24 protein-coding genes are annotated in these 24,723 nt (G+C 69.6%); 8 read left to right on the top strand and 16 right to left on the bottom strand.

The features are described 5' to 3' along the window. From AB0J09_RS23965 to AB0J09_RS23940, 6 genes are all read right to left on the bottom strand, one after another. Positions 1-736: beta-ketoacyl synthase N-terminal-like domain-containing protein (locus AB0J09_RS23965; RefSeq protein WP_360694965.1), on the bottom strand; the 736-nt coding region annotated here is incomplete at its 3' end. Beyond that, positions 733-1,956 (bottom strand): beta-ketoacyl-[acyl-carrier-protein] synthase family protein, encoded by a 1,224-nt coding sequence (locus tag AB0J09_RS23960; RefSeq protein ID WP_360694962.1) that lies wholly within the window; start codon positions 1,954-1,956, stop codon positions 733-735. The genes AB0J09_RS23965 and AB0J09_RS23960, both read right to left, overlap by 4 nt. Further along, on the bottom strand, positions 1,949-2,218 hold the full coding sequence (locus AB0J09_RS23955) for an acyl carrier protein (RefSeq protein ID WP_360694971.1): 270 nt from the start codon (positions 2,216-2,218) through the stop codon (positions 1,949-1,951). Before AB0J09_RS23955 ends, AB0J09_RS23960 begins: the two co-directional genes overlap by 8 nt. A gap of 15 nt (positions 2,219-2,233) precedes the next feature. Then, on the bottom strand, positions 2,234-3,100 hold the full coding sequence (locus AB0J09_RS23950) for a hypothetical protein (protein ID WP_360694959.1): 867 nt from the start codon (positions 3,098-3,100) through the stop codon (positions 2,234-2,236). Between the two features lie 134 nt (positions 3,101-3,234). Beyond that, entirely contained in the window at positions 3,235-4,419 is a 1,185-nt protein-coding gene (locus AB0J09_RS23945; protein WP_360694956.1) for a nucleotide disphospho-sugar-binding domain-containing protein, read from the bottom strand. Between the two features lie 61 nt (positions 4,420-4,480). Then, the gene (locus AB0J09_RS23940) at positions 4,481-4,846 is read right to left on the bottom strand and encodes a SchA/CurD-like domain-containing protein (protein WP_360694953.1); all 366 of its coding nucleotides are present in this window, start codon (positions 4,844-4,846) and stop codon (positions 4,481-4,483) included. A gap of 156 nt (positions 4,847-5,002) precedes the next feature. Between AB0J09_RS23940 and AB0J09_RS23935 the strand changes: the two genes are divergently transcribed. The 5 genes from AB0J09_RS23935 (at position 5,003) to AB0J09_RS23915 (ending at position 10,947) form a co-directional block, all read left to right on the top strand. Further along, positions 5,003-6,559: an FAD-dependent monooxygenase gene (locus tag AB0J09_RS23935; RefSeq protein ID WP_360694950.1), complete on the top strand. Its 1,557-nt coding sequence runs from the start codon at positions 5,003-5,005 to the stop codon at positions 6,557-6,559. A 5-nt stretch (positions 6,560-6,564) separates the two neighbouring features. Continuing rightward, positions 6,565-8,328 (top strand): biotin carboxylase N-terminal domain-containing protein, encoded by a 1,764-nt coding sequence (locus AB0J09_RS23930; RefSeq protein WP_360694968.1) that lies wholly within the window; start codon positions 6,565-6,567, stop codon positions 8,326-8,328. Between the two features lie 118 nt (positions 8,329-8,446). After that, positions 8,447-10,300 carry a BTAD domain-containing putative transcriptional regulator gene (locus tag AB0J09_RS23925; RefSeq protein WP_360694948.1) on the top strand — a complete coding sequence of 618 codons (1,854 nt, stop codon included), beginning with the start codon at positions 8,447-8,449 and terminating at the stop codon, positions 10,298-10,300. Between the two features lie 9 nt (positions 10,301-10,309). After that, positions 10,310-10,630 (top strand): antibiotic biosynthesis monooxygenase family protein, encoded by a 321-nt coding sequence (locus tag AB0J09_RS23920; protein ID WP_360694945.1) that lies wholly within the window; start codon positions 10,310-10,312, stop codon positions 10,628-10,630. Beyond that, positions 10,630-10,947: an antibiotic biosynthesis monooxygenase gene (locus AB0J09_RS23915; protein WP_360694942.1), complete on the top strand. Its 318-nt coding sequence runs from the start codon at positions 10,630-10,632 to the stop codon at positions 10,945-10,947. Before AB0J09_RS23920 ends, AB0J09_RS23915 begins: the two co-directional genes overlap by 1 nt. Before the next feature lie 71 nt (positions 10,948-11,018). Here the strand turns inward: AB0J09_RS23915 and AB0J09_RS23910 are convergent, their stop codons facing one another. The 4 genes from AB0J09_RS23910 to AB0J09_RS23895 form a co-directional block, all read right to left on the bottom strand. Then, positions 11,019-12,491, bottom strand: coding sequence for a hypothetical protein (locus tag AB0J09_RS23910; protein ID WP_360694939.1), 1,473 nt, complete (start codon positions 12,489-12,491; stop codon positions 11,019-11,021). A gap of 3 nt (positions 12,492-12,494) precedes the next feature. Continuing rightward, on the bottom strand, positions 12,495-13,094 hold the full coding sequence (locus tag AB0J09_RS23905) for a nitroreductase family protein (RefSeq protein ID WP_360694936.1): 600 nt from the start codon (positions 13,092-13,094) through the stop codon (positions 12,495-12,497). A gap of 2 nt (positions 13,095-13,096) precedes the next feature. Next, positions 13,097-14,956 (bottom strand): asparagine synthase (glutamine-hydrolyzing), encoded by a 1,860-nt coding sequence (gene asnB, locus AB0J09_RS23900; protein WP_360694933.1) that lies wholly within the window; start codon positions 14,954-14,956, stop codon positions 13,097-13,099. 85 nt (positions 14,957-15,041) lie between these two features. Next, a complete protein-coding gene (locus AB0J09_RS23895; RefSeq protein ID WP_360694929.1) occupies positions 15,042-15,242 on the bottom strand; it encodes a ferredoxin in 201 nt (66 codons plus the stop codon). 148 nt (positions 15,243-15,390) lie between these two features. On the opposite strand from AB0J09_RS23895, the gene AB0J09_RS23890 reads away from it, so the two are divergent. Beyond that, the gene (locus AB0J09_RS23890; RefSeq protein ID WP_360694927.1) at positions 15,391-16,404 is read left to right on the top strand and encodes a methyltransferase; all 1,014 of its coding nucleotides are present in this window, start codon (positions 15,391-15,393) and stop codon (positions 16,402-16,404) included. 34 nt (positions 16,405-16,438) lie between these two features. Beyond that, positions 16,439-17,902: a peptide MFS transporter gene (locus AB0J09_RS23885; protein ID WP_360694924.1), complete on the top strand. Its 1,464-nt coding sequence runs from the start codon at positions 16,439-16,441 to the stop codon at positions 17,900-17,902. Positions 17,903-17,966: 64 nt separating this feature from the next. On the opposite strand, the gene AB0J09_RS23880 is transcribed toward AB0J09_RS23885, so the two are convergent. The 3 genes from AB0J09_RS23880 to AB0J09_RS23870 are packed head-to-tail and all read right to left on the bottom strand — an operon-like array spanning position 17,967 to position 21,058. Next, entirely contained in the window at positions 17,967-18,980 is a 1,014-nt protein-coding gene (locus AB0J09_RS23880) for a methyltransferase (RefSeq protein WP_360694921.1), read from the bottom strand. Between the two features lie 12 nt (positions 18,981-18,992). Then, on the bottom strand, positions 18,993-20,204 hold the full coding sequence (locus AB0J09_RS23875; protein ID WP_360694918.1) for an FAD-dependent monooxygenase: 1,212 nt from the start codon (positions 20,202-20,204) through the stop codon (positions 18,993-18,995). Further along, positions 20,204-21,058, bottom strand: a complete 855-nt coding sequence (locus tag AB0J09_RS23870) for an LLM class flavin-dependent oxidoreductase (RefSeq protein ID WP_360694916.1) — start codon at positions 21,056-21,058, stop codon at positions 20,204-20,206. The genes AB0J09_RS23875 and AB0J09_RS23870 overlap by 1 nt, the downstream gene beginning before the upstream one ends. 164 nt (positions 21,059-21,222) lie before the next feature. Here AB0J09_RS23870 and AB0J09_RS23865 point away from each other — a divergent pair, with 164 nt between their 5' ends. Then, entirely contained in the window at positions 21,223-22,224 is a 1,002-nt protein-coding gene (locus AB0J09_RS23865) for an LLM class flavin-dependent oxidoreductase (RefSeq protein WP_360694913.1), read from the top strand. A gap of 66 nt (positions 22,225-22,290) precedes the next feature. Here AB0J09_RS23865 and AB0J09_RS23860 read toward each other — a convergent pair whose 3' ends face one another. The 3 genes from AB0J09_RS23860 to AB0J09_RS23850 all read right to left on the bottom strand — a co-directional run. After that, entirely contained in the window at positions 22,291-23,709 is a 1,419-nt protein-coding gene (locus tag AB0J09_RS23860; protein WP_360694910.1) for a tryptophan 7-halogenase, read from the bottom strand. Between the two features lie 45 nt (positions 23,710-23,754). Further along, positions 23,755-24,351: a class I SAM-dependent methyltransferase gene (locus AB0J09_RS23855; protein ID WP_360694906.1), complete on the bottom strand. Its 597-nt coding sequence runs from the start codon at positions 24,349-24,351 to the stop codon at positions 23,755-23,757. An 8-nt stretch (positions 24,352-24,359) separates the two neighbouring features. Then, positions 24,360-24,723 (bottom strand): FAD-dependent monooxygenase (locus AB0J09_RS23850; RefSeq protein WP_360694904.1); only part of this gene is annotated, 364 nt, incomplete at its 5' end.

Genomic DNA, 24,723 nt, shown 5'->3' with positions numbered 1-24,723 from the left:
CCAGGGTGCCGACCTCACAGGCGAGCACCTCGGCCAGCGGCGCGCGGCCCGCCGCGGCGGCGCCTTCGGCGGTCTCCATGACGAAGACCGCCGCCCCCTCCCCCACCGCGGCATCCGGCGCCAGCGCGCCGGACAGGTGCCAGGCCCACGCGGATTGGGGGCACAGCTCCTCCACCGCACCGACCAGGGCACGCTCGATGTGGCCTTGGATGATCGCGTTCCTGGCGTAGCTGACCGCGCCCAGGCCCGACACGCGGCCGTCGGCGATCGTGGCGTTCACGCCGCGCAGCGAGTTCCAGATGGCGATCTGGCTCGCGCAGAAGTTCATCACCGAAGGCGGGAAGAGCGTGGCCTGCACCAGGTAGGGCTTCTCACGCACCAGCGTCTCGCGGGAGAACTCGGTGGAGCTGCGGATGCTGCCGGTGCTGGTCCCGATCACCACGCCGGTTCGCGCGCGGTCCTCATCGCTCAGAGCGGTGTCCAGCGCCGCCAGCGCACGATTGCTCGCCACCAGGGCGAGCCGCGTGGTCCGGTCCAGAGTTCTGATTCCCTTTTTGCCCAGATACTCCTCAACCCTGAGATCGGGAATCACCGCCAGCGGGATCGGCGGGTACTCCCCTTCGGGTGCCTCCGCCTGCCCTGCCCCATTCCGTGGAGCGGTGAGCGCCTCCAGGCCGATGCCCGAAGGCGAGACCACGCCGCAACCGGTGATCACGAGTGGCGCCGACGTCGTCACGCGACCCTCCCCAGGATGGTGATCGCATTGTTCCCACCGAAGGCGAAGCCGTGGTTCTGCACGATCCGCGGCGAGGCCGGCCGACCCGTCCCCGGGACGCAGTCCACCCCCGGGCCCAGCGCCGGATCGATCTCCGTCACGTTGGCCGTGGGCGGCAGGAACCCGTCATGCAGCGCCATGCAGCAGATCAGCGCGCCGAAGCCGCTGGCGGCGCCCATCGTGTGGCCGATCATGGATTTGATCGAGCTGATCGGCGGCAACTTGTCGCCGAATACCTCGCGCACCGCCTTCACCTCCGTGGCGTCGTTGGTCGGGGTTCCCGTGCCGTGCGCGCAGATGTAGTCGATGTCCTCGGAACGCACCCCGGCGTTGCGGTGCGCGGCCCGGATGCATTCCGCGATGCTCGTGGGATCGGGCGCCACCGGGTGCTTGGCATCGCAGTTGACGCCGTATCCGAGCACTTCCGCATAGATGCGGGCGCCTCGGGCGAGGGCCCCCTCCAGCGGCTCGAGGAACAACGCGACCCCGCCTTCCGCGGTCAGGATCCCCGAACGATTCGTGTCGAACGGCCGGCACACCGACTCGGCCAGCGCTCCGAGCCGGTAGAAGCCGGCGTGCTCCCAGCGATTGACCGAATCGGCCCCGCCGCTGATCATGAAGTCCGCCTCGCCGGTACGCACCAGGTCATAGGCATAACCGAGCGTGTAGTTGCTCGCCGAGCAGGCCGTGGCGATGGTGTGCGCCTCCCCGGTGAGGGCGAGCTCGGCGTTGACCGCGGCGGCGATGCGATTGGCCGGCGCCCGGCGGGCCAGAGCCGGGTCGATGTCCTTGAGTCCTTCGTTGACCCACTGGCCCACGAGTTCCTCGATCACCGCCGACTCACCGAGCGTCGTCCCGATCGCCGAACCCGCACGCGCCGCCGAGACCTGAGCGGGATCGATCTCGGCGTCGATCAACGCCAGCCGCGCGGCGGAAGCCGCGAACAGGCTGCTGCGGCCCCACTCCTCGATGCGCAGCCTGCGCAGCACCTGGCTCGGGTCGAAGTCGTGGACCTCGCCTGCATAGGTGTGCGGGAACCCGCTCGCGTCGAAGCTCCGGATGGGCGACACGCCGTTCCGCCCCGCCCTGATGGCGTCCGCGAAGGCGCGGGCCCCCGTTCCGAGACTGCTCACCGCTCCGAGCCCGGTGACCACGACCCGGCGCGACGCCGTTTCAGGCATCGGTGTTCTCTGCCTCGTAACGGAGCACCAGCTCGACCACGGCCCCCAGGTTGACCATTTCGGGAAGGGCCTCGCTCGGGATGCGCACGCCCATGGACCGCTCGATGCTGGCGATGATGTCAATGGCCAGCAGCGAGTCGGCGCCGTGCTGGTTGACGAAATCGCTGGTGTACGTCAGCTCGTCCGGCTCGATCTCCAGAACGTCGACGAGAATTTCACGGATCTGCTGGAGCCGCTCAGCCTGGATCGCCACTTGGGACATCATGCTTCCTTTCGGTTAGGCGGCGCCCTCTAGCGCCCGGTGGATCATTTCCGCGGCTTGCCGGTTGCCGCCGTCGGTGAAGTGCACGGTGTCCGCGAACGCGTCGCCCTCGAACAGGTCGGCGGACAGGTTCAGGAAGGAGATCCCCAGGTCGGCGCAGCCCTTGGCGTACAGGCCGGCGTAGGTGTCCCAGTTCGCCTCGATGGCGCTGTGCAGGACGCCGAAGACGGGTGCGTCGAAGTCGTAGCGTGCCTTCTCCTCGGGGCTGAGCTGTCTCGTGCGCGAGGTCACGAGCGGCTGCAGGCAGAACAGGATCCGGGTACGTTCGCCGGCCGCCCGTGCGAGGAACCCGAGGTGCTCGAGCCGTCTGCGGGCGGCCGCCTCCATCCGGGGCACGGTGTCGGCGAGGTTCCAGGCGGCGGGCTTGCCGCGCTTGCGGCGTCGCGACTCCAGATCGGGGACCGCTTCACCGGAGGCGAGGGTGGCCAGGTCGAACAGCGGGATCTCGGCGAGCTCGGTGAACGTGCGCTCGTACGAGACGGCTCCGAACAGCCCGCTCGGGTCGAGCGAGCCCACCAGATTGACGAAGTCGGGGCCCCCGCCGATGACCACGACGGTGGACGCCGCGTGCAGGAACGGTGTGGCGGCGACCATTTCCTGGAGGGAGACGGCCGCGCACAGGCCCAGGTTGAGCTGCCGGGTCCCGGAGACGAAGGCCAGGTGCGAGGGAGGCGAGTTGCGGTCGGAGGTCGCCGCGAGGCCGACGGCCACCGAGTTGCCCAGCACTATCCCGCCGCCGCCAGCGGCGAGCCACGTCGTGGTGTCGACCGTGCCGAACGGTGAGTCCGAGAGGCGGAATCCCTCCTCATCGGTGTTGAGCACGGATGAACGGTGCCCGGGAGGGAGAGTGAAGCCGAGAAAGGGATGCGGATAGAGATCGATGCCATGCCTTTCGAGCAGCATCCCGCCACGGTGTCGCCGAGCGAATGACTCGTGCGCGAATTTCGGGGTGGATCTCATTGTTCGACAGTCACCGCAGACGGTTGAGGGCGGCTCGCGCCCGGCTCGACGAGGAGGCTTTCCAGCGAGTTCACGACCTGGGCCGGGGACGGCTGGCCGGACATCTCTGCCTGCAGCCGCCGCGCGGCGGCCGCGTGATCCGGTTTCGCCAGCAACTCCGCGAGACGGTCCCTGATCGCCCCCGGCTCCGCGTCCGGCGCCGGGAGAACCAGGCCGGCGCCTGCCTCGGCCAGCCGCCCGGCATGGCGCTGGTGATCGGGCAGCCGCGGGAGGTGCAGCTGCGGCAGCCCGTGCGCCAGCCCGGTCAGCAGGGTGCCCGCGCCACCGTGAGCCACGACGAAATCACAGGCCGGCAGCAGCAGATCCAGCGGCGTTCCCTCGGTGACGTACGCGTCGGGCGGCAGCTCGCCGAGCAGCGGCCGCTGCTCCGGCGTGACCGCGACCACCACCTCCACGTCGAGGTCGCCGATCGCCCTGGCCACCTCCCCCGCCAGGAAGAGCTCCGGATCCACCCGGCTCGGCGTGGTGCCCCATGTGACGCACACGCGCGGACGACCGGACGGCGCGGGCAGCGCGGCCGGCAGACTGCCGGGACCGTTGTGGGGCAGATAGCGCATCGGCAGCCGACGGGAGCCGACGGGAACCTGCAGCCCGCCGGGGCACGGGTCCACGGTCGCCACGCCGAACGGATCGACGCCGTCCAGCCCGAGCTTCGCGCAGAGCGGGGCGAGCACGTCCGGGAGGAACCGGCCGACGACGCTCATGAGATCGGTGCCGAACAGGTGCCGCACGGCCGGGATGCCGAGCGCGGCGGCGGCCAGCGGTCCCGCGAAGGCGGTGGGCTCGAACACGATGAGGTTCGCGCGCCACCGCCCGGCCAGCTCGATGAGATCGTCCGCCATCGCCTCCGCCAGCTCGGTCAGCAGGCCGAAGACCCGCGGCCCGCCGCCCGCCGGCCGCTGCGCCGACGGCGGCGGGAACACGATGTCGTGGAAGGTCGCCACCGCGTCCACGTCCCGTCCGACCGGCGCCGCCGGCAGGCCGGTACGCAGGATCGCGCCGGTGAGCTCCGGCTGGCTCGCCACCAGCACGTCATGGCCGGCGGCCCGGCAGGCCCACGCCAGCGGCACCATCGCGTACAGGTGGGACGGCCACGCCCAGGTCGTGAAGATTATCCGCATGCGCCCAGAGCACCACGAGCTGGTTGTCGATGCCTCGAGTGGTACTGGAGGCACTCTCGACTCACCGCGGCACAGCCAGCTGGGTGACGGAGCGCAGCATGCTGCTCTTGAACGTCTTGACGAACCCCTCGGGGGTGGCGGTGTCGCGAGGGGAGTTGAGGTACGGCTTGAGCTTGCGCTCGACCTCCTGAACGCCCGGCTGGACGGCCATGTGCTGCGCCACGGCGTCGAGGTCGCCTTCGAACTCGATGAACCGGACCAGCAGGCCGTCCCTGATGAACACCGCCGTGGCCAGGATCCGCCCGGCCTGCTCGCCGTCGGCCCCCGGCACCACCGCCGACTTCGGCCGCTGGAAGCCGGAGAAGACCTCGGCGACCTGGTCCTCATAGCCGCTCTTGATGTCATAGGTGATCGCCACGAAGGGCATCGTGTCCTCCCAAGGGATGTTCCGGTCTGTACGGCACGCAGCATGCACCGCCGTACTCGGATGAGACTCGAAGCCACCCGCGACCCGAGCGAGGCTTGAGCCCGCCGTGGAACCCTCCGGCAAGCGCACCGCTGCAGCCGGAGAAGGAGAGCATTGATGACGACGCCTGACGAAAACGCCCCGGTCCTCATCGTCGGTGGCGGATACGCGGGCCTGGCCTCGGCACTGTTCCTGTCGGGGCATGGCGTGCGCCCGGTGCTGGTGGACAAGCAATCGGGCGTGTCCATCCAGGGCCGCGCACGCGGGATCAACCAGCGGACCATGGAGCTCTATCGCCCCCTGGGCCTGGCCTCGCCCATCGCGGCGGCCGGCGCGCCCTTCGACACCGAATCGGGTGTCGTCCGGTGCGAGAGCCTCGCGGGCGAGTGGACCTGGCTGCTGGGGGACGATTCGCCGCGGGCCATTCCCGAGCTGACGGCCGGCGAGTACGTGATGGCCGACCAGCGCAGCGTGGAGCCGATCCTGATCGACGCCGTTCGTGGTCTGGGAGCCGACATCCGGTTCAACACGCAGTGCCTCTCGGTCGACGTGGACGCCGAGGGTGTCACGGCGGTGACCGAGGACCGGGTCAGCGGGGAGCGGCGCACCATACGGTCGGACTACCTGATCGCGGCCGACGGCTTCCGCGGCGCCATCAGGCGCCGGCTGGGCATCGACCATACGGGTCCGGGGGTCACGCAGAACTGGGTCACCTTCATCGTCGAGGCGGACCTGGCGGACCTCCTGACCCAGCGGGCCATGCTCTGGATCGTGGTCAACGCCGAGATCGGCTTCGGCTCGTTCCTCACCACCGCGGTCCCCGGCCAGTGGGCGATCAGCTTCACCTACGACCCCGCTGAGGAATCCGCCGCCGACTTCACACCGGCACGATGCGAGAAGGTTGCCAGGACGGTCATCGGCCGGGACATCCCCGTCACGGTCGTGGACATCGCCTGCTGGGAGGAGGCTGTCGGGGTCGCCGATCGCTACCGCGACGGCCGGGTCTTCCTCGCCGGCGACTCCGCGCACGTCTGGTCGCCCGCCGGCGCGATGGGGGCGAACGCCGCCGTTCAGGATGCGCACAACCTGGCCTGGAAGCTCGCCGGGGTGCTCAACGGGTGGGCGGGAGAGGGCCTGCTCGACACCTACGAAGCCGAGCGCAGGCCGGTGGCGCGGACGCTGGCGGACATCACCGTCCGGCGGCAGCGGGCCAGGTTCTCGAACCAGCCGTACGAGGACGATGTGGACGACCTGGTGTGCGCCCTCGGCCAGCGCTACGGGCACGACTCGGTCTACGGCGACCAGGTGGTGGCGCGAGCCGAGCCCGGCGCACGTGCGCCGCACCTGTGGCTGCGCCACGAGGGGCGCCGGATCACGGTGCACGACCTGTTCCACGATGCGTTCGTCCTGCTCACGGGGGCTGACGGCGCCGTGTGGACGGAGGCGGCGGACAAATGCGCCGCCCAGCTGGGCGTCCCATTGCGGGCCCATAGCGTCGGCCGGGAGCTGGTCGATGTGGACGGCGCCTGGGAGGCCCGCTACGGCGTGGGCCGGGACGGGGCGGTGCTCGTGCGGCCCGACGGCTACGTGGCCTGGTGCGCCCCTTCGCCCACCGCGAACCCCGAGGCGACGCTCCGCGACGCGCTCGGCCGGACTCTGGCGAGACTGTCATGAGCGGCATCTCCAAGGTCCTGATCGTCAACCGTGGCGAGATCGCGGTCCGGATCGTCAGAGCCTGCAAGGACCTGGGTCTGACCAGCATCGCCATCTACTCCGAACAGGACCTGAACGCGCTCCACGTCAAGCTCGCCGACCAGGCGTACGCGCTCGGCGGGACGAGCCCGGCCGAGACCTACCTGGCCATCGACAAGGTGCTGGCCGTGGCCGACCGTGCCGGCGCGGACGCGGTCCATCCCGGCTACGGATTCCTGGCGGAGAACGCCGACTTCGCCGAGGCCGTCCTCGATGCGGGGCTCACCTGGGTCGGCCCGCCGCCCAGCGCGATCAGGGCACTGGGTGACAAAGTCGCCGCGCGGCACATCGCGCAGAAGGTCGGCGCGCCGATGGTGGCCGGCACCGGCGAGCCGGTCGCCGGGGTGGAGGAGGTGCTGGCCTTCGCCTCCGAGCACGGGCTCCCGATCGCGATCAAGGCGGCGTACGGCGGAGGCGGCCGGGGCCTGAAGGTCGCCTGCACGATGGCGGAGATCCCGGAGGCGTACGAGTCGGCGGTACGCGAGGCGGTCACCGCCTTCGGCCGCGGTGAATGCTTCGTGGAGCGTTACCTGGAGCGGCCACGCCACGTGGAGACCCAGTGCCTGGCCGACACGTACGGCAAGGTCGTGGTGGTGTCGACCCGGGACTGCTCGCTGCAGCGGCGTCACCAGAAGCTCGTCGAGGAGGCGCCGGCCCCGTTCCTGACCGACGAGCAGCGCGAGCAGCTCTACACCAGCTCCAAGGCGATCCTGCGTGAGGCCGGCTATGTCGGCGCGGGCACCTGCGAGTTCCTCATCGGCCTGGACGGCGTGGTCTCCTTCCTCGAGGTCAACACCCGGCTGCAGGTCGAGCACCCGGTCACCGAGGAGGTGACGGGCATCGACCTGGTGCGGGAGATGTTCCGCATCGCGCAGGGCGAGGCACTCGGCTACGACGACCCCGAGCCGCGCGGCCACTCGATCGAGTTCCGCATCAACGCCGAGGACGCCGGGCGCGGATTCCTGCCCGCCCCGGGCACGATCGCGACCTTCCAGCCGCCGACCGGACCGGGCGTGCGGCTGGACTCCGGGTACACGTCAGGTCAGTCCGTGCCGAGGGAGTTCGACTCGCTGATCGCGAAGCTGATCGTGACAGGGAGTGATCGGGAGCAGGCGCTGCGACGTGCCCGGCGGGCGCTGGCCGAGTTCGGCATCGAGGGCCTGCCCACGCTCCTGCCCTTCCACCGCGCCGCGGTGGAGGAACCCGCCTTCACGGGCGAGCCGTTCGCCGTGCACACCCGGTGGATCGAGACCGAGTTCGCCACTCCCATCGAGCCGCACCCGCATCCCGATGCCCCGGCCGAGGCCGCTCCCCGCGAGCGCGTCAGCGTCGAGGTGGACGGCCGGCGCCTCGAGGTCGTGCTGCCTCCCGCCCTGACGAACGTCGCCCTGATGAACGGCGGTGCTCCCCCGGCGGCGCCCCGCCGTACCGCCACCAAGGCGTCGACGCCGGCAGGCGCCGACAGCGACGCGCTGGTCAGCTCGATGCAGGGGACCGTCGTCAAGGTCTTCGTGACCGATGGCGACACCGTTGAGGAGGGCGAGACCATCCTGGTCATTGAGGCGATGAAGATGGAGCAGCCCGTCACCGCCCACAAACCAGGCGTGGTCACCGGCCTGTCCGCGACGCCGGGAGAGAGCGTGGCGTCCGGTGCCCTGCTGTGCCGGATCACCCCTAGTACTCGCCAGTAGGCCGCTATACCGCAACCCTAGGGGTTGCTAGCAAAGAAGCTCAAAAATAGCCTTCGAGTGGAATTGATGCCGGACGTCCGAATTCCGCCGGAATCAACGTTGATTCCCTCAACATGCCATGCGCAGATTGAAGGGCACAATGAGCTTCCGCATACTCGGCCCGCTCGCCGTCATACACGAGAGCAGGGATATCACTCCCACCGCACCCAAGGTCCGCCAGGTTCTGGCTTTTCTCCTGGTACGCAAGGGCCAGATCGTGCAAATCAGCGAATTCATCGACGAGTTATGGGGAGATCATCCGCCGGAGAGCGCGATGACGACCCTGCAGACCTACATCTACAAACTCAGGAAAGAGGTCCTCGACCCGAGTGGCCTGGCCCGTTTGCACACACAGCAGTGCGGTTATCTGCTGGAAGTCCCCGACGAAAGCGTTGATGTCGGCATCTTTGAAAAGGCGACGCGCGAGGGCCGTTTGACGCTGGAGAGCGGCGACGCGCAGCGCGCCGGCGAGTTGCTGTCCGAGGCGCTGAGCGTGTGGCGTGGCCAGGCACTCCTCGGCGTCACCACGGGGGAGATCCTCTCCGCCCACGTGACGCGCCTGGAGGAGAACCGGTTGCGGGCTCTGGAGCTGCACATCGAGGCCGACATGCGCCTCGGGCGCTATCGCGAGCTCATCAGCGAGCTGAAGACGCTCGTACACAGCTATCCCCTGCACGAACGTTTCTACGGCGATCTCATGACAGCCCTGAACCGGTGCGGGCGCCGGTACGAGGCGCTGGAGGTCTATCGGCAGTTGCGCAAGGTGCTGATCGACGAGCTCGGGCTCGAACCGTCCGCCGCGCTGCAGCGCCTCCACCAGTCGCTGCTGAGTGCCGACGCCCCCAAACCGGCCGGGGCCGCCCCGGCCCAGCCGTCGAGCAGCACCACCCCGCCGCCCGCCGCGCTGACCGTTCCCGCGCAACTCCCGCCCGACATATCCGATTTCACGGGACGCGTGGCGGAGCTCGCCCGGCTCGCCCAGGTCCTCGCCGCGCCTCAGCCTGGCAGCACCGCGGCTCGGACGATATCGATCACAGGGATGGGCGGCGTGGGGAAGACGACCCTGGCGCTGCACGCCGGGCACCTTCACCGGTCCCAGTTCCCGGACGGCCAGCTCTTCGCAGACCTCCACGGCGCCTCGGCCACTCCGGCGGCACCGGGAGACGTTCTCGCCGGCTTCCTGCGCTCGGTGGGGGTGCCGGACCAGCAGATCCCGCCGACGCTCGAAGAGCGGACCAACCTCTTCCGCACGTGGAGCAACAACCGGCGGATCCTGGTCGTCCTCGACAACGCCAGCGAGGCCGCCCAGGTGACCCCCCTGCTGCCCGCGACGCCCCAGTGCGTCGTGATCGTCACCAGCCGCGAGGGACTGCAGAGCATGCCGGGCGTGACCAGCGTCGACCTCGGCGTGATGAGCCTGTCAGAAGGCACGCAGCTGCTCAGCCGCATCATCGGGGCCGAGCGGGTGGCCGCCGAGCCCGAGTACGCCGAGACGATCGTCGAGCTCTGCGGGCGGCTGCCCAGGGCCCTGCGATGCGTCGGCTCCCGCCTCGCCGCCGCCAGGGTCTGGTCGCTGCAGAAGATGGCGGCACTGCTGGAGTCGTCCCCTGCACCCCTCGACCAGCTGCGATTCGCCGAATTCGACGTGCGCGCGGACTATGACCACGCCTATTTCCGGCTTGATCCACACGACCGCAGCACGCTCCGCCTCCTCAGCCTGCTCCCCGCGCAGGACTTCACCGCCGTGACCGCCGCCGGGCTGCTCGGCAACGCCACCGATGCGGTGGAGGCCCGCCTGACCCGCCTCGCCGGCTGCCATCTGCTCGACGTCCGGGCGGACGACGCCGGCAGCATCCGCTACGGGATGCACAGACTCACTCGGCTTTACGCACGTGAACGGTTGAACCGCGAATTTCTCCAACCCGAGGATTGAGGTCACGTCATGTCACAGTCCCAGCCCGTCTTCCGCGTCCTGCTGCGCATGAACATCCACTCCGGCATGGAGGAGGAGTTCGAGCGGACGTGGTACCAGGTCGGCAAGGCCGTCACCGACCACCCCGCCAACCTCGGCCAGTGGCTCTCCAAGAGCGAGGAGGAGGAAGGCGTCTACTACATCATGAGCGACTGGGCCGACGAGCCGCGCTTCCGCGAGTTCGAGCACAGCGACGGGCATCTGGAGCACCGCACCAAGCTCCACCCGTTCCGCTCCGGCGGGTCGATGACGACCATGCAGGTCGTGTACGCGATGGGTGGAAAGCGCTGATGGCCGGTGCGCGGGCCAGGGTGCTGATCTACGCCGCCGCTCCGTCGGAGGAGCCTGACGCCGTCGAGTCGGCCTACCACCAGATCAGCAGCGCCCTGTCTGGCACGCCCGGCCTCCTCGGCAACGAACTGCTGCGCGCCGCCGACGACCCCGCGGCGTTCGTCGTGATGAGCGAGTGGGAGAGCCTCGCCGCGTTCCGCCGCTGGGAGGAGGGCGCGGGGCACCGAGACACGACCGCTCCGCTGCGCCGCCACCAGCGGGCGCCCGGCGGCAGGCCGTTCGGCATCTACGAGGTCACCGCGACCTACACCGCATAACGCCAAAAAGGTGGCCGCACCGCGTACGTACGCGGTGCGGCCACCTTTCCGTGTGCCGGGCCGGGGTGCGATCAAGCGTGCGAGCTTTCGAGGCGCGCGTGCTCGCCCTCGCCGCGCGCTTCGGCCGCCAGGATGATCTCCCGGAGCTCTTGCCTGCCCGGCCCCAGCTCCACGGGGGGCGCGGCCGCCAGCTGCCGCAGGTTGTCCTTGGCCCGCAGGACGATCTCGGGATTGTTGATCACGGAGTCGGCGGGACCCGCCAGGTTGATCCGGCGGCAGAAGGCCCGGGAGAGCTCCACGTCGGACAGCACCCCCGCGGCCACGCCCTCGGCGATGAGCCGCTGCCGCTCCATCTCGGCCCGATCCTGCTCCGGCACCTCCTGACCGGTGATGCGGTAGATGCGGGCCCGGTCCATCGCCGCCGACTCCCGGTAGACGGCGTCGGCCTCGGCGGCGGTGGCGGCGTCGTAGGCGAGCGCCATGGCCACCGGATCGCGGTCATGCGCGGCGACCGCCTCCGCGGCGGCGAAGGCGTACGTGAGCGCCATCGACGCCCCCCAGCCGTAGGCCGGGTTGGTGGTGCACAGCGCGTCTCCGACGGCCAGCAGTCCCGTCACGACCGGCCGCCCGTCGGCGACGAACCGCCGGCGTACGTTGTGATGCCCGCCCATGATCTGGACGCCGGCCAGAGGGGTGGCGTTGGCCGGGTCGATCCACGGTGCCAGTGCCGGGATGCTGCGCGCGGCGGCCTCCCAGGTCCACGTGTTGCGCAGCGGCTGCAGGTTCTCGCTGGGGTGCACTTCGAGGCAGAGGCCGAACGTGTCGTGGTCTCCGGGGAAGCCGATGTACATGAGGCTTTCGAGCTCGCCCCGGACGAGCATGGCGTTCTTCGGCAGGGCGCAGCCGGGCGTGAAACGGTAATAGCGGCTGAAGTAGACGGTCTGGCAGTCCTGGGTGTCGGCCTGGACGTGAACGCCCGCGGCGGCCAGCCACCGGGAGACCCGTGAGCGCCCGCCGCCGCAGTCGAGTACGAGGTCCACCGCCAGTTCGCGGCCGTCGGCCAGGCTGACCCCGGTCACCCGCGGCGGCCCGGACTCTCCTGGATCGAACCGCAGCCCGTCCACGAGCTCGGGGCAGAGGAAGGTGATGCCGGGCTCGGCTTCGGCGCAGCGCCGCAGCGCGAGCTCGAAGGCGGACCGGCGAGCCCACACGACGGTGAACTCCTCGTCGGAGGGCTCCCAGAGTTCCGGCGGGATGAACGTCTTGAAGACATTGATCTCCTCGATGCCGTCGGCTCTGAGCTGGTCGAGGACCTCGGGCGCGTGCGCCGCCAGCAGCGTCCGTGCCCGGGCGGAGAAGCCGTGCGGCAGGCGGAACTGCGGGACGCCACGGCGCTTCCACGCCAGGAAGGGATCCAGGTCCGGGTCGGCGGGCGGCGGCGGGTCACGCTCGATCAGCGTGACCGGATAGCCGTGCCGTACCAGGCCGATGGACGCCGCCAGGCCGGCGATGCCGCCCCCGAGGACGACGATGCGCGGTTTCAAAGGTCACACCCGCCATTCGATGAGCTGGTCGTTGGGCAGGCGGGTCGCGGCATTGGGCGGCACCGGCAGCACCCGGTCGTGGTCCGGGTGGCCGATGGTGATCACGCCGGCCAGGGCGAGATCGTCCGGCAGGCCGGCCACTTCCGCCAGGTCGGCCAGCTCATCGGTGTAGACGGAGCTGAAGAACCCGGTCGCGAGTCCCTCGTTGAGCGCGGCGAGCTGCAGCAGCATGAACAGCGCGCCGCAGTCGAACCACCAGAACGGGACGGGCCAGGGAATCTCGGTGTAGCCGGGCCTGACCTCCTCGGCGCCCCCGTAGCGCTCGTGGTAGGACTGCTCCCGCGTGCACAGGTAGATGTGCACCGGCGCCGACGCGATCCACCGGGGGAAGCCCAGGTCGACGTAGCGTCCTTCGGCGATGTCGGCGGCCTGCTGCCGGAGCTTGGGATCGGTCACGACGACGAGCCGGTGCCCCTGGCTGAACCCCGCGCTGGGCGCCCGCCGCAACGCCTGCAGGACGCGATGCAGCACCTCGTCGGCCACGGGCTGATCCTTGTAGCTGCGCATCATCTGGCGCTTGCGCAGCACGTCGGCGAAGTCCATCGTCAGATCTCCAGCTCTACGTTGTACTGCCTCATCCAGGTGTTGAACTGCAACGTCATCTCGATGTGCATCCTGCTGATCCACTCGTTGGAGCGATCGGACGGTTCCTCGAGCGTGTGCCGGATCGCGTCGACGTCGAGCAGCGGGAGGGCCGGCGACGAGGGATCGTTGATCAGGGCCGTCAGCTCGCCGTGCAACATCCGCGTGTAGGCCGGGTCCTGCGTGACCGGCCACGGGCTCTTCTTGCGGTCCAGCACGGTGCCGGGCACGAGATCCCGTACGGCCGCGCGCAGGATGCTCTTCTCCCTGCCGTCGAAGGTCTTGAACATCCACGGCGTGTTGTACATGTACTCGACCAGCCGGTGGTCGGCGTACGGCACGCGAAGCTCGAGACCGTGCGCCATGGAAAGGCGGTCGTCCCGATCGAGCAGCATGGGCAGCCAGCGGGTCAGGGTGACGTAGCTGACCGAGCGCATCTGCCGCTCCTCGGCGTCCTCCCCCTCCTGATGCGGCACTTCCGCCAGCGCCTGGCTGTAGTGGTCGGCGTAGAAGCCCTCCATGTCGAGCTTGCGCATCAGGCCCTGATCGAACAGGCCCCTGCCCTGGCCGCGGGGTGAGCCCGGCTGGCGGAGCTCGTTGGCCGTCCAGGGGAAGGTGCCGGCATTCAGCAGCTCGGGGACGAACATCCAGTTGTAGCCGCCGAAGATCTCGTCGGCCACCTCCCCCGCCAGCGCCACCGTGGAATGCGTCTTGATCTCACGGGAGGTGAGGTAGTTCGAGGTGTCCATGTCGCCCAGCGTCGTCGGCATGTCCTGGGCCAGCAGCACCTCCAGCCGGGTCCGCGGGTCCATCAGGTCGCGGGTGTTCAGCATGATCCTGACGTGGTCGGAGCTGATGTGCCGCGCCATCTCGGCCGCGTACGGTTCGTCCGGCGAGAACCGGACGTCGTCCGGCTGGAAGTTCTGGGCATATGTGTCGAACGTGGTCACGAACGTGCGCACGCGCTCGCCGTCGAGCTTCCACCGCCATTTGGCGGCGATCGCGGTGATGGCGCTGGAGTCCAGGCCGCCCGACAGCGCCGTGCACAGCGGGACGTCCGCCTCCAGCTCACGCAGGACGATGTCCTCGAGCAGTTCGCGGACGTGGGCGATGGTCCCCTTGATGTCGTCGGTGTGCGGCCGCGCCTCCAGCGCCCAGTACGTCCGGTCCACCACGCCGTCGCGGCCGACGGTCAGCGAGTGACCCGGCAGCACGGCCTGCATGTCGCGGAAGACGGCCCGGCCCGGGGTCTTGGCGGTGGCGAAGAGCTCGCGCAGCCCGTCGAGCGTCACGGCCGGCCGTACCAGCGGGTTGGCCAGCAGCGCCTTGGGTTCGGAACCGAACAGGATCCCGTCCGGCAGCCTGGTGTAAAAGAGTGGCTTGACGCCGAGGCGGTCACGGGCCAGGAACAGTTCCTCGCGGCGCACATCCCAGATCGCGAAGGCGAAGATGCCCTCGAGGCGCTTGGCGCAGTCGCTCCCCCACTCGAGGTAGGAGCGCAGGACGACCTCGGTGTCACTGCGCGTGCGGAACTCGTGTCCTCTGGCCCGCAGCTCCGTCCGCAGCTGCTTGAAGTTGTAGACCTCGCCGTTGTAGACGATCACGGCGATGGTGCTGCCGTCCTCCTCGACGGCCAGCGGTTGCGCACCACCGGCCACGTCGATGATCGCCGTACGCGTGTGCCCGAGCCCGATGTGGCCACGCAGCCACAGACCCTGGTCGTCAACGCCTCGTTTGGCCAGCGCGTCGGTCATCGCCTGCAACGTCGCCCGCTCGGGCGTCAGGTCTCGTCCGAAGTCCGCCCAGCCGGCGATACCGCACATCCACATCTCCTTCGGTTGGTCCGCAAGCTTCGCCCCAGCATGTGACCGACGAGTCCAGCCGACCTCGACGACCACTCGACCGGGCCTAGGCGGACGTCTCCCGGATGTGGATCGACCGGGTGGGGCAGCCGCGGGCCGCGTGCCGTACGGCGTCGTGCAGCTCGGCCGGCGGGTTGGGGTCGAGCACCTCGACCGAGCCGTCCTCGTCCTGGTCGAAGACGTCGGGGACGTCGTAGACGCACAGGCTGGCTACCGCGCAAGTGTCCTTCGTCGCGCTCACATGCATCGCTCTCACCCATTTCGGTAGGGGGAGCCCTCACTGTGCGAGACGCGGTTCGCGAGCGGCTCGAGGGCCTGTCTTCGAGTGAGGTTCCACGGCGCTGCGGCATGGTCTCGGTGACGTCAGAGCGTTATGGATGGAAGGAGGCCGGCCGATGACGCACAGCGCTCCCGGCTCCGTGCACGACATTCTCCGGCTCGGCAACGCATTCTGCGAGGCCCAGGCGCTGCTCACCGCGGTGGAGCTCAACCTGTTCACGGTGCTGTGCGACGGCTCGGCCACCGAACCCGACATCGCCCGCCTGCTGGGCCTGCACGGCCGAGGGCTGCGTGACTTCCTCCGGCTGCTCGTCGCGCTCGGCCTGCTGCGGGAGGACGACGGCCGCTACCGCAACGCCGAGGTCGCGGAGCACCACCTCGTGGAGGGCAGGCCCGGCTACGTCGGAGGCGCACTGCTCGGTGCCAAGGCCAACCTCTATCCGGTCTGGGGAGAGCTGACCGAGACGCTGCGCAGCGGCCGGCCGCGATCGGCCTCCGACGGGTTCGCCGCCATGCTGAACGACCCCGCGGAACTGCGGCGGTACACCCGCATGATGGACGGCGCCCTGCAGCCGCTCGTGCCGGGAATCCTCAAGGCCGTCGACTGGGCGGCCCACCGGACCGTCCTGGACGTCGGCGGATGCCGGGGCGACCTGGTGGGGCAGCTCGTCCAGTCCCACCCGGGCCTGACCGGGCACGTGTTCGACCTGCCGCAGCTGGAGCCGCTGTTCGACGAGCACATGGCCGAACTGGGCACGACCGGAAGGGTCCGGTTCCACTCCGGGGACTTCTTCGCCGACCCGCTGCCCCCTGTCGACATCGTGATCCTCGGTCACATCCTGCACAACTGGTCACGTGACCGGCGGGAGCAGTTGATCCGCGCCGCCTTCCAGGCCGTCAGCCCCGGAGGTGTGCTGCTGGTGCACGACCGGATGATCGACGCCGCGCATCCGACCGTCGACAACCTCGTGACGAGCCTGGTCATGGCCCTGGTCACCGAGGAGGGCGAGGAGTACGCCATCGACGAGCTGATCGGGCTCGCCGAGTCCGCGGGCTTCACCTCCGTGAGCCACCAGCCGCTCGACCACAACGAGACTCTGGTCATCTGCCGCCACTCTGGTCGTCCTTGAGTCTGACTCGATCCCCCCGGCGGACGCTCGGAGCATGACATCCCCATCCTGGTCCAAACGTTCGTTCGTCACGCTCTTCATGAGCGACCTGTGGGAGCGCTTCGGCTTCTACGGCATGCTCGCCATCCTGGTCCTGTACTTCAGCGCTCCCACCGCCGGCGGGGGTCTCGGGCTGGCGCCCACCGACTCCGCGGCACTGGTCGGGGTCTATCTCGGCCTGACCTTCATGCTGTCCCTGCTCGGCGGCTGGGTGGGCGACCGGATCCTCGGCCCGCACACCGCGACGCTCTACGGCGCCGTCACCGTGTCGGCCGGCTACTTCGTGCTCGCCGCACCCTCGACCGCGGTCACCGGTGTCGGGCTGCTGCTGGTGGCGATGGGCACGGCGATCTACAAGCCGAACCTCACCACCATGCTCAACCTGCACTACCAGCGCGCCCGCAGCGAGCGCGAGGCCGCGATCTCCATGTTCTACGTGGGCATCCAGGTCAGCGCCCTGCTGGCCCCGCTGGTGACCGGCTACCTGGGCGAGCGGGTCGACTGGCACGCCGGTTTCGCCGCGGCCGGGGTGACCTCCGTCGCCTGCGCGCTGACCTACTGGCGCGGCAGCCGCAGCTTCGACACCACCGGCACCCTCACCGTCAACCGGGTGAGCGGTCCGGAGCTGCGGCGATTTGGCGTGCGCGCGGCGATCCCGGCGGTCTTCCTGCTGGCGGCGGCGGTGGGGCTGATCCCGCTGGGGCTGACCATCGCCATCTGCGGCCTGAGCATCATCGTGGTGCCGTTCGTGTCCTTCTGGCTGCTCCGCCGCCACCCCGACCTCACCGAGGCCGACCGGCGGCGCCTGTCCGTCTTCCTCTGGCCGCTGTGCGGTTCCGCGCTGTTCTGGCTGATCGCCGGGCAGGACGGCTCGATGCTCAACCTCTTCGCCCTGCAGTCCACCGACCGCGAAGTGCTCGGCTTCGTCCTGCCCGCCAGCTGGCTGCAGTCCGCGACGCCGCTGTTCATCCTGCTCGCCGCGCCGCTGCTGGCGTGGTACTTCAAGCGCCACGGACAGTACGTCAACGTGGCGGTGAAGTTCTCGGTCGGGCTCGTCATCGTCGGGTTCAGCTTCATGATCATGGCGGGCGCCGCCTGGCTGGCGGCTTCGGGCGAGAAGACATCACCCCTGTGGCTGATCTCGGTCTACATCCTGCACGCCCTCGGCGAGCTGATCATCGCGGCGGTCGGCATCAGCGCCGCCTTCGAGGTCGCTCCCCCGGCCTTCCGCGCCCGGATGATCGGTCTGTGGTGGCTGTTCTCCGCGCTCGGCGCCGGCCTGGCCAGCCAGGTGGTACGGGTGACCGCGGTCATCCCCGACTCCGTCTACTACCTCGTCATCGCCGTGATCGTCACGGGTTTCGGCCTCGCGGTGGCGTACCGGCGTGACTGGATCGCCACGGGCATCGTCAGGCCGGCCGAGGTCGCCGAGCCGTCAGCACCCACTGTCCTCCACTAAGTCCCCCAACACGCGAAGGCCGGTGACGGATGATCCGTCACCGGCCTTGGCGTGCGGTGGGAGCTCAGCTCGCCTTGCGGGCGATCACGAGCGTGTCGTCGTCGCCGAGCAGGCGCACCTCGACCGAGGCGAACCCGGCCGCCTCCGCGTGGCTCCGGAGCTCGCCCACGGTGTACTCCGACCCTCCGTCGGTGACCAGCAGCATGTCCAGGCTGATCACCAGGTTCTCGATCCGGCTGGACGAGCGGTCGAGCATGCGGTCGTAGACCACGAGCACGCCCCCGGGGTTGACGGCGCGGTAGGCCTTCTCCACCAGGAACTTCCGCTGCTCAGCCGACCAGTCGTGCAGAACGTGGCCCATGACCACGATGTCGGCACTGGGCAGCGGGTCGTCGAAGAAGCTGCCCCCATGGAAGGTCACCTTGCCCGTCAGCCCCTGCTCGGCGGCGAGCTCCTCGGCGAAGGGCGCCATCTGCGGCAGGTCGAACACCGCGCCGGCGAGGTGCGAATGCGCCTTGACGATCTGCGAGGCCAGGGCGCCGCGGCAACCACCGACGTCCAGCACGGAGTCGTACTCGCCCCAGCCGTCGTAGGCCTCGATCAGCTGCGGGCCGAGCGTGCGCGTCAGCGCGTCCATCGAGTTGATGAACTGACCGAGGATCTTCGGGTTCTCGACCACCTCGTCGAAGTGGCTCCCGGTCTGCGACTCCCCGGTGCGCAACGCTTCGGAGAGACGGCCCCAGGCCGGATAGAGGTTGCGGTTCGACCTCTCGATGAACCCGCCGATGTACGGCTCCGAGCCGCGCACCAGATACTGGTCGGCGCCCGCGCTGTTGCGGTAACGGCCGTCCTCTCGCTCCAGCAGGTTCAGCTCGACCAGCAGGTCGAGCCAGTCGGACAGGCCGCGGCCGTGCAGGCCGAGGCGCTCACGGATCTCCTCGGCGGAGGCCTCGCCGCCGTTCAACGCGGTGAAAAGGCCGAGTTCCACGGCGGTCAGCAGCGCTTTCGCGTCACAGAAGGAATTGGCCAGCCGGATGATCCCGGAAGGCTTGCTGGTGTCCACGGCTGTAGTCGTCACGTACGCATCTCCCTACGATTCTGGGTCGACATCGATCTTCCGCATGGACCATTTGGCGATCTTCAGCGACATCTCAATCGCTTCGGTCGCGTATCGCACCATCTCGGCCTGATAGCCGGCCACCGCGTCCGCCAGCGACACCTCGGCGCGTGAGACGGCCGCGAGGGCCTGGCTGAGCGCGCCGGCATCGCGCAGCGCGGTGTTCGCCCCGACGCCGCCGGTCGGCGGCATCGTGTGCACGGCGTCTCCGAGGGGGATGACCTTGCCCTCGCCCCAGGGCTCGACGGGCACGGTCGCCTTCAGCGTGAGCGGGTAGGTCTCGGCCGCCTCGGCGTGCGCGAACACGCCGCGGAGGTCCGGATGCCACTCGGCGGTCCGCTCGAGCACCAACTCGCGCAGCTCCTCGCCGGTCATGGAGAGGAACACGGAGTCGGGTATCCCGAGCACGTCCCGGTGCACGCTGAACACCGACATGTAGTAGTCCTCGGCCTGGTCCATCTCCACACCAGGCCACAACCGCTCCGCCGCCTCGCGCGGCGTGTCGCGGAAGACCATGGGCATCAGCGCCAGGCGGAGCCCGTTCGCCCCGGTGACGTTGACGAACCGGTCGCGCAGCACCTCCGGCAGGCCGGCCTTGATGGCGGCGGCCCTCGGCGTACGGGAAAGGATCGCGCGAACGCCGAGGTCGAGGTGCTGGTGATCCGGCCGCAGCTGCTTGCGCACCTGCGAGTTGGCGCCGTCGGCCGCCACCAGCACGTCGCCGGTGACCGAGTGGCCGCCGGAGAAGTGCGCCACGACCTTGTCGCCCACCTGCTCGAAACGGGTGAACCGCCGGCCGAAGTGCACCACCCCGTCGAGACCCGTGAGCAGGACGCGCCGCAGCGTCATGCGGTCGACCGCGTCGATCTTGTCGGGCGCGTCGCCCCGGGCGTCGCCGAACTCGGGGGCCCACTGCGGGTTCAGCTGCTCGTCGTAGGCGGCCAGGCCCTGCTCGTGCCGCAGGTTCGCGGTCGCGGCGAGCAGGTCCTGTGCGCGGCGAGGCAGGCAGTCCCGCAGCGCGCTCTCCCCTTCCGGGCTGATCCGCAGCCGGTAGCCCTGCATCCGGCCGCGGGGCGACTCGTCACGCTCGTAGACGTGAACGTCCTCGACCCCCGCCTGTTTCAGCCCCTGGGCGAGGCAGAGCCCGCCGATGCCGCCACCGATGATGATGATCCGTAGCGGCATCACAACACCACGTCGGCGATCCGGTCGAGGTGGTCCGGATCGGCCGTGCAGGAGAGGATCAGCAGCTCGTCGCAGCCGTTGGCCGCGTAGGCGGCCGCCGCGTCCTTGAGCACGCTCTCGTCCGTGACGGCGCCCTTCGCGAGGTGCTCGGCCATGGTGCCCATGTAGGCGTAGTAGCTGAGCATGTGCTCGGTGGCCCGCTCCTTGCCGCCGGGGCCGAGGGACACGTAGCAGTTGGTGCCCATTCTCGGCGTGCCGGTGCGGCCCTCCTCGTCCCAGAGCTCCTTGAACCTGGCCACCAGATCGGGGAACTTGTGCGGCGGGCCGCCGGGCGAGATCCAGCCGATGCCGTACTTCGCCGCTCGGCGCAGGCCCGCGGGCGAGTGCCCGCCGGCCCAGAACGGGATGTCGCCGTTGACGGGACGCGGACCGACGCCCGGGACCGGCCCTTCGCCCTTCCAGACCTCCCTGAGCTCCTCGATCATCGCGTCCAGCCGCCTGCCACGGGTGTGGTAGTCGGTGCCCGTCGCGACGTAGTCGTCCTCGCGCATTCCAGCGGAGACACCGACGATGAGGCGGCCCCCGGACAGGCGATCCAGGCTGGCCAGCTGCTTGGCCAGCTCCACGGCGCTCGGCCGGTAGGCGGCCAGCAGGATCGCCGTCACGAGCTTGATCCGCTCGGTCACCGCCGCCGCGGCGGAAAGCGTGACGATGCCGTCGTAGTTGTCGTAGACCATTCGATCGACCACCGTCAGGCTGCTGAATCCGAGGCGCTCGGCGCGGCGCGCGAACTCGATCAGCTGGCTGCCGTCAGCGCCGGGAATGGTAGTCGGAAGGCATACTCCGATATCCATGAACGCTCCTCTGTGCTTGCCTGGCTACCGGCGTGCACAAGTCTCCGAGCGGTCACTGGGGGCGCGGTCGAGCCTGGGTCGATACGCCTGGCCGGCGCATTCGACGACGCGTCGAGTTCGCCTGGCTATTTTCGGCTTCCGAGCCGAACGTCGAAAGGTATGCCATGAAGCTGGGCGCGATCATCGAGTGGACGGACGACCTCGCCGTATTTCGCGATGTGGTTCGCCTCACCGACGAGCTCGGATATGACGTCATCGGGGTCGGGGACACTCCGGCCCGCGCCTACGAGTTGTTCGTGTCGCTCGCCGTGGCGGCGCAGGAGAGCAAGAACGCGACGCTGACGACCATGGTCACCACGCCGTTTCTGCGCCACCCGGTCGCCACCGCCACCGCGATTTCCACATTGCACGAGCTGACGGGCGGCCGGGTCCATCTCTCCCTGGGCAACGGCGGCAGCACCAGGCGCGTCGTCGGGCGCTCCCCCGTGGGCTCGCCGCGGCAGCTGTTCGACTACCTGCGGGCCGTACGAGAGATCCTCAACGGCGGGACGGCGGAGGTCGACGGCTTCACCACCGAGGCGCTCACCCGGGTGCATCCCATGCCGATCCACGTGGCCGCGGACTACCCGCAGAGCCTGCGCCTGGCGGGCGAGACGGCCGACGGAGTGATCACCACGGTCGGGATGTCGGCCGAGCACGTGGAGCGGAAGATCGCCCTGATCCGGGAGGGCGCGGAGCAGGCCGGCCGCGATCCGGACGCGATCGAGATCTGGGGCTTCAGCTTCATGGCCGTCCGCGACACCCGGGAGGAGGCGATCGCCGAGATCGCCGCCGCCCTGGCCTCCGACGTCGCCCTGCGCCTGAAGGCGCCGCACATGCGCAAGCTCGTCCCCTCCGATCTGCTGGGCGCGGTGGAGGAGATGGAGCGCCGCTACGACGTCTGGGACTTCGTTCACGGGGGCAAGAACGCGCGTTTGCTGGAGGAGCTCGGACTCACCGACTTCGCCCTCTCGCTCACCGGCGTGGCGGGGACCGTCCCGGAGGTGGCCGAGCAGCTGAAGGTGCTGGAGTCGGTAGGCGTCACGGGGATGCTCGCGGCGCTGCCCGTACTGGCCGACCCGGCGACGACGCTACGCGGGCTCCGCAAAGCGGCCGATTCCCGCTGACGAGCACCCGCTCACATGAAGCCGGCCCCCACCCTGGAGGTGAGGGCCGGTTCTTGTGCTGCTTGCTCAGCCGACGGTGTCGAGCTCCTGCGCGGGCTGGCTCGAACGCAACCCGAGCCGGGGCTGGGTGACCAGATACAGCCCGCCGACGGCGTTGGCCGGGTCGAACGGCGACTGCTTGATCTCGTGAACCCGGTTGAGGTTGTTCAGCGGGTTGGGGTCGCCGCTCTCGGCCCCCTGCAGGTGGGCCTGGACCAGCTTGTACGCCTGCTCCGCGTCGTTGAGGTCGGCGATCCCGGTGATGATGCGGTCGAACGCGGCCTGCACTTCCAGGTGATCGCGCTCGCCCGTGGTCAGCCGCTGGGCGTTGTAGAAGTGGTGCTCCTTGCCCCGGTAGCTCTCGTAGAACACCGAGACCAGCACGAGCAGCCGCTGGTAGGCGTGCTGGTAGACGTGGGAGTAGAAACGCCCCGCGTCCTCTTCATCGACCTCCCCGCGCAGCACGCTGGACAGGCTGGCCGCGGCGAGCATCGCGCTGTAGGTGGCCAGGTGCACGCCGGTGGACAGCAGCGGGTCGAGGAAGCAGGCGGCGTCACCGGCCAGCTGGTACCCGGGACCGGCGAAGGTCTCGGTGACGTAGGAGTAGTCCTGCTCGACCTTCATCCCGCCCACCTGCTCGGCGCCTTCTAGCATGGCGAGCACGGACGGGCACTTGGCCAGGGCCTCGTCGTAGACCGCCTGGACGTCGCCGTTCAGCCGGTTGCGGCTGTCCCTGAACAGGTCGCGCCCGGTGACCAGGCCGACGCTCAACGTCCCGTCGTGCAGCGGAATGGCCCAGAACCAGCCGTCCTCGATGGAGCACACCGCGATGGCGCCCTTGGGTCCCTTGCCGAGCGGCTTGGCGTCCTTCCAGTACGTCCACGCCGCGACGTTCTTGAACACCTCGTGCATCCGGCGGCTCTTGAGATGCCGGGTGGCCAGCACGCCGCTGCGGCCCGAGGCGTCGATGACGTGGCCGAACGTGATGCGTCCCGACCGGCCGGAGTCCTTGGTCTCGTACCAGTTGGCCGCGACCGCGCGGTCACCGTCGAACTCGATGTCCCGCACGCTCACTCCCTCGTGCACCTCGACACCGAGCTCGCGGGCGTGGTCGAGAAGGAGCTGGTCGAATTCGCTGCGGATGACCTGCCACGCGTTGGGCGTCTCGTCGCCCATGTTGCTGAATTTCACCTCCCACTCCTCGGGGCCCCAGGCGAAGAAGGCACCGCCCTTGGGCTGGAAACCGTGGGCCTCCACCTTGTCCCAGACCCCCAGCAGTTCGAAGATCGGTCGGCAGGAGGGCAGGATCGACTCACCGATGTGGTAGCGGGGGAAGTGGTCGCGTTCCAGAAGGGTCACCTGGAAGCCTTCACGGGCCAGTAGTCCGGCCGCAGTCGCGCCGGCGGGGCCGCCCCCGATGATCAGAACCTGGGTTGATTCGCGCATGACTGGATCCTTCCGTCCTCGGGTTGAAGGTCGCTCGTACACCGGTCAAGGGCGACGACGCAGCAAGAAGCAGGCTGAGCCGCTGCCGGAGACCGGGGCAGCGAGCCGGCGGATCGTGAAAGTTTCCTCATACAGCTCCCGTTCCTCTCCCGGCCGGAGCCGGCCGGGATATCTCATGCGCTCCCATCGCCACCAGGGGATGTCGTTGTAGAAGCACCACATGAGGACGAGCCCGCCCGGGCGCGTCCACTCCGCCACGTGTGCCGCGACCGCCCTCCGTTTCGCGGGGGCCACGTCGTCGAGCGACCCGTAGTCCAGGATCAGGTCGTACGGCCCGGCGACGCCGTCCACCTGCGGCGCGGTGAAGTCGGCCCTGACGAGGTCCACCTCCACGCCCGCGGTTCTGGCCGCGCGGTGTGCCTTGGCCAGCGCTGTGGGAGAGAAGTCCACCCCGGTGGTCTCGAACCCCTGCTGGGCGAGGAAGACCGTCTGCGTGCCGTCGCCGCATCCGAGGTCCAGCGCGCGGCCGGGACCCGCGATCTCGCCGCCGGCCAGCAACTGCGCGAGTTCCGGTCGAGGCTCGCTGGTCTCCCAGGGCGCCCCGACGCGATACATGAAGTCGTAGCTTCTCCGGCCTGCCATGCCACACCTCATCTCGTCCTGGCGCCGGACAGTGGAGCGGCGCCCGCGCCGACCGGCTCGTCCCAGTCGATCCGGTGGCGGTGCTGGTAGCCGAACGTCCGCTCCGGTCGCAGCACCGTCCTCATCGCCAGCGGCAGCACCATGCTCATCAGCCCGCCCGCCACCGGTCCGAGCAGCTTGCTGCCGTTGGTTCTCGAGGCCTGTGAGATGACCCGCTCGACCCTTGGGCGGCGCAGGCGCTCGTACGCGGCGAAGGCGCTCGGCGGGTCGGGCAGGTCGCGAAGGCAACGGGCCAGCTGGACCGCGCTCTCGATGGCCAGCGAGGCGCCCTGGCCCGAGCTGGGTGAGGGCGCGTGCACGGCGTCGCCGACG

This window comes from Nonomuraea sp. NPDC049784, assembly GCF_040659615.1.
Lineage (GTDB): Bacteria > Actinomycetota > Actinomycetes > Streptosporangiales > Streptosporangiaceae > Nonomuraea.
Note: the sequence above shows the minus strand (reverse complement) of the source record. Positions and strands in the feature narration are given on the sequence as shown.

What these genes read in the sequence shown, in the direction of transcription:
- AB0J09_RS23960 (WP_360694962.1), bottom strand. Translation starts at nt 1,956, where the DNA reads ATGCCTGAAACGGCGTCGCGCCGGGTCGTGGTCACCGGGCTCGGAGCG.
- AB0J09_RS23955 (WP_360694971.1), bottom strand. Translation starts at nt 2,218, where the DNA reads ATGTCCCAAGTGGCGATCCAGGCTGAGCGGCTCCAGCAGATCCGTGAA.
- AB0J09_RS23945 (WP_360694956.1), bottom strand. Translation starts at nt 4,419, where the DNA reads ATGCGGATAATCTTCACGACCTGGGCGTGGCCGTCCCACCTGTACGCG.
- AB0J09_RS23940 (WP_360694953.1), bottom strand. Translation starts at nt 4,846, where the DNA reads ATGCCCTTCGTGGCGATCACCTATGACATCAAGAGCGGCTATGAGGAC.
- AB0J09_RS23935 (WP_360694950.1), top strand. Translation starts at nt 5,003, where the DNA reads ATGACGACGCCTGACGAAAACGCCCCGGTCCTCATCGTCGGTGGCGGA.
- AB0J09_RS23925 (WP_360694948.1), top strand. Translation starts at nt 8,447, where the DNA reads ATGCGCAGATTGAAGGGCACAATGAGCTTCCGCATACTCGGCCCGCTC.
- AB0J09_RS23920 (WP_360694945.1), top strand. Translation starts at nt 10,310, where the DNA reads ATGTCACAGTCCCAGCCCGTCTTCCGCGTCCTGCTGCGCATGAACATC.
- AB0J09_RS23915 (WP_360694942.1), top strand. Translation starts at nt 10,630, where the DNA reads ATGGCCGGTGCGCGGGCCAGGGTGCTGATCTACGCCGCCGCTCCGTCG.
- AB0J09_RS23905 (WP_360694936.1), bottom strand. Translation starts at nt 13,094, where the DNA reads ATGGACTTCGCCGACGTGCTGCGCAAGCGCCAGATGATGCGCAGCTAC.
- asnB (WP_360694933.1), bottom strand. Translation starts at nt 14,956, where the DNA reads ATGTGCGGTATCGCCGGCTGGGCGGACTTCGGACGAGACCTGACGCCC.
- AB0J09_RS23895 (WP_360694929.1), bottom strand. Translation starts at nt 15,242, where the DNA reads ATGCATGTGAGCGCGACGAAGGACACTTGCGCGGTAGCCAGCCTGTGC.
- AB0J09_RS23890 (WP_360694927.1), top strand. Translation starts at nt 15,391, where the DNA reads ATGACGCACAGCGCTCCCGGCTCCGTGCACGACATTCTCCGGCTCGGC.
- AB0J09_RS23885 (WP_360694924.1), top strand. Translation starts at nt 16,439, where the DNA reads ATGACATCCCCATCCTGGTCCAAACGTTCGTTCGTCACGCTCTTCATG.
- AB0J09_RS23875 (WP_360694918.1), bottom strand. Translation starts at nt 20,204, where the DNA reads ATGCCGCTACGGATCATCATCATCGGTGGCGGCATCGGCGGGCTCTGC.
- AB0J09_RS23870 (WP_360694916.1), bottom strand. Translation starts at nt 21,058, where the DNA reads ATGGATATCGGAGTATGCCTTCCGACTACCATTCCCGGCGCTGACGGC.
- AB0J09_RS23865 (WP_360694913.1), top strand. Translation starts at nt 21,223, where the DNA reads ATGAAGCTGGGCGCGATCATCGAGTGGACGGACGACCTCGCCGTATTT.
- AB0J09_RS23860 (WP_360694910.1), bottom strand. Translation starts at nt 23,709, where the DNA reads ATGCGCGAATCAACCCAGGTTCTGATCATCGGGGGCGGCCCCGCCGGC.
- AB0J09_RS23855 (WP_360694906.1), bottom strand. Translation starts at nt 24,351, where the DNA reads ATGGCAGGCCGGAGAAGCTACGACTTCATGTATCGCGTCGGGGCGCCC.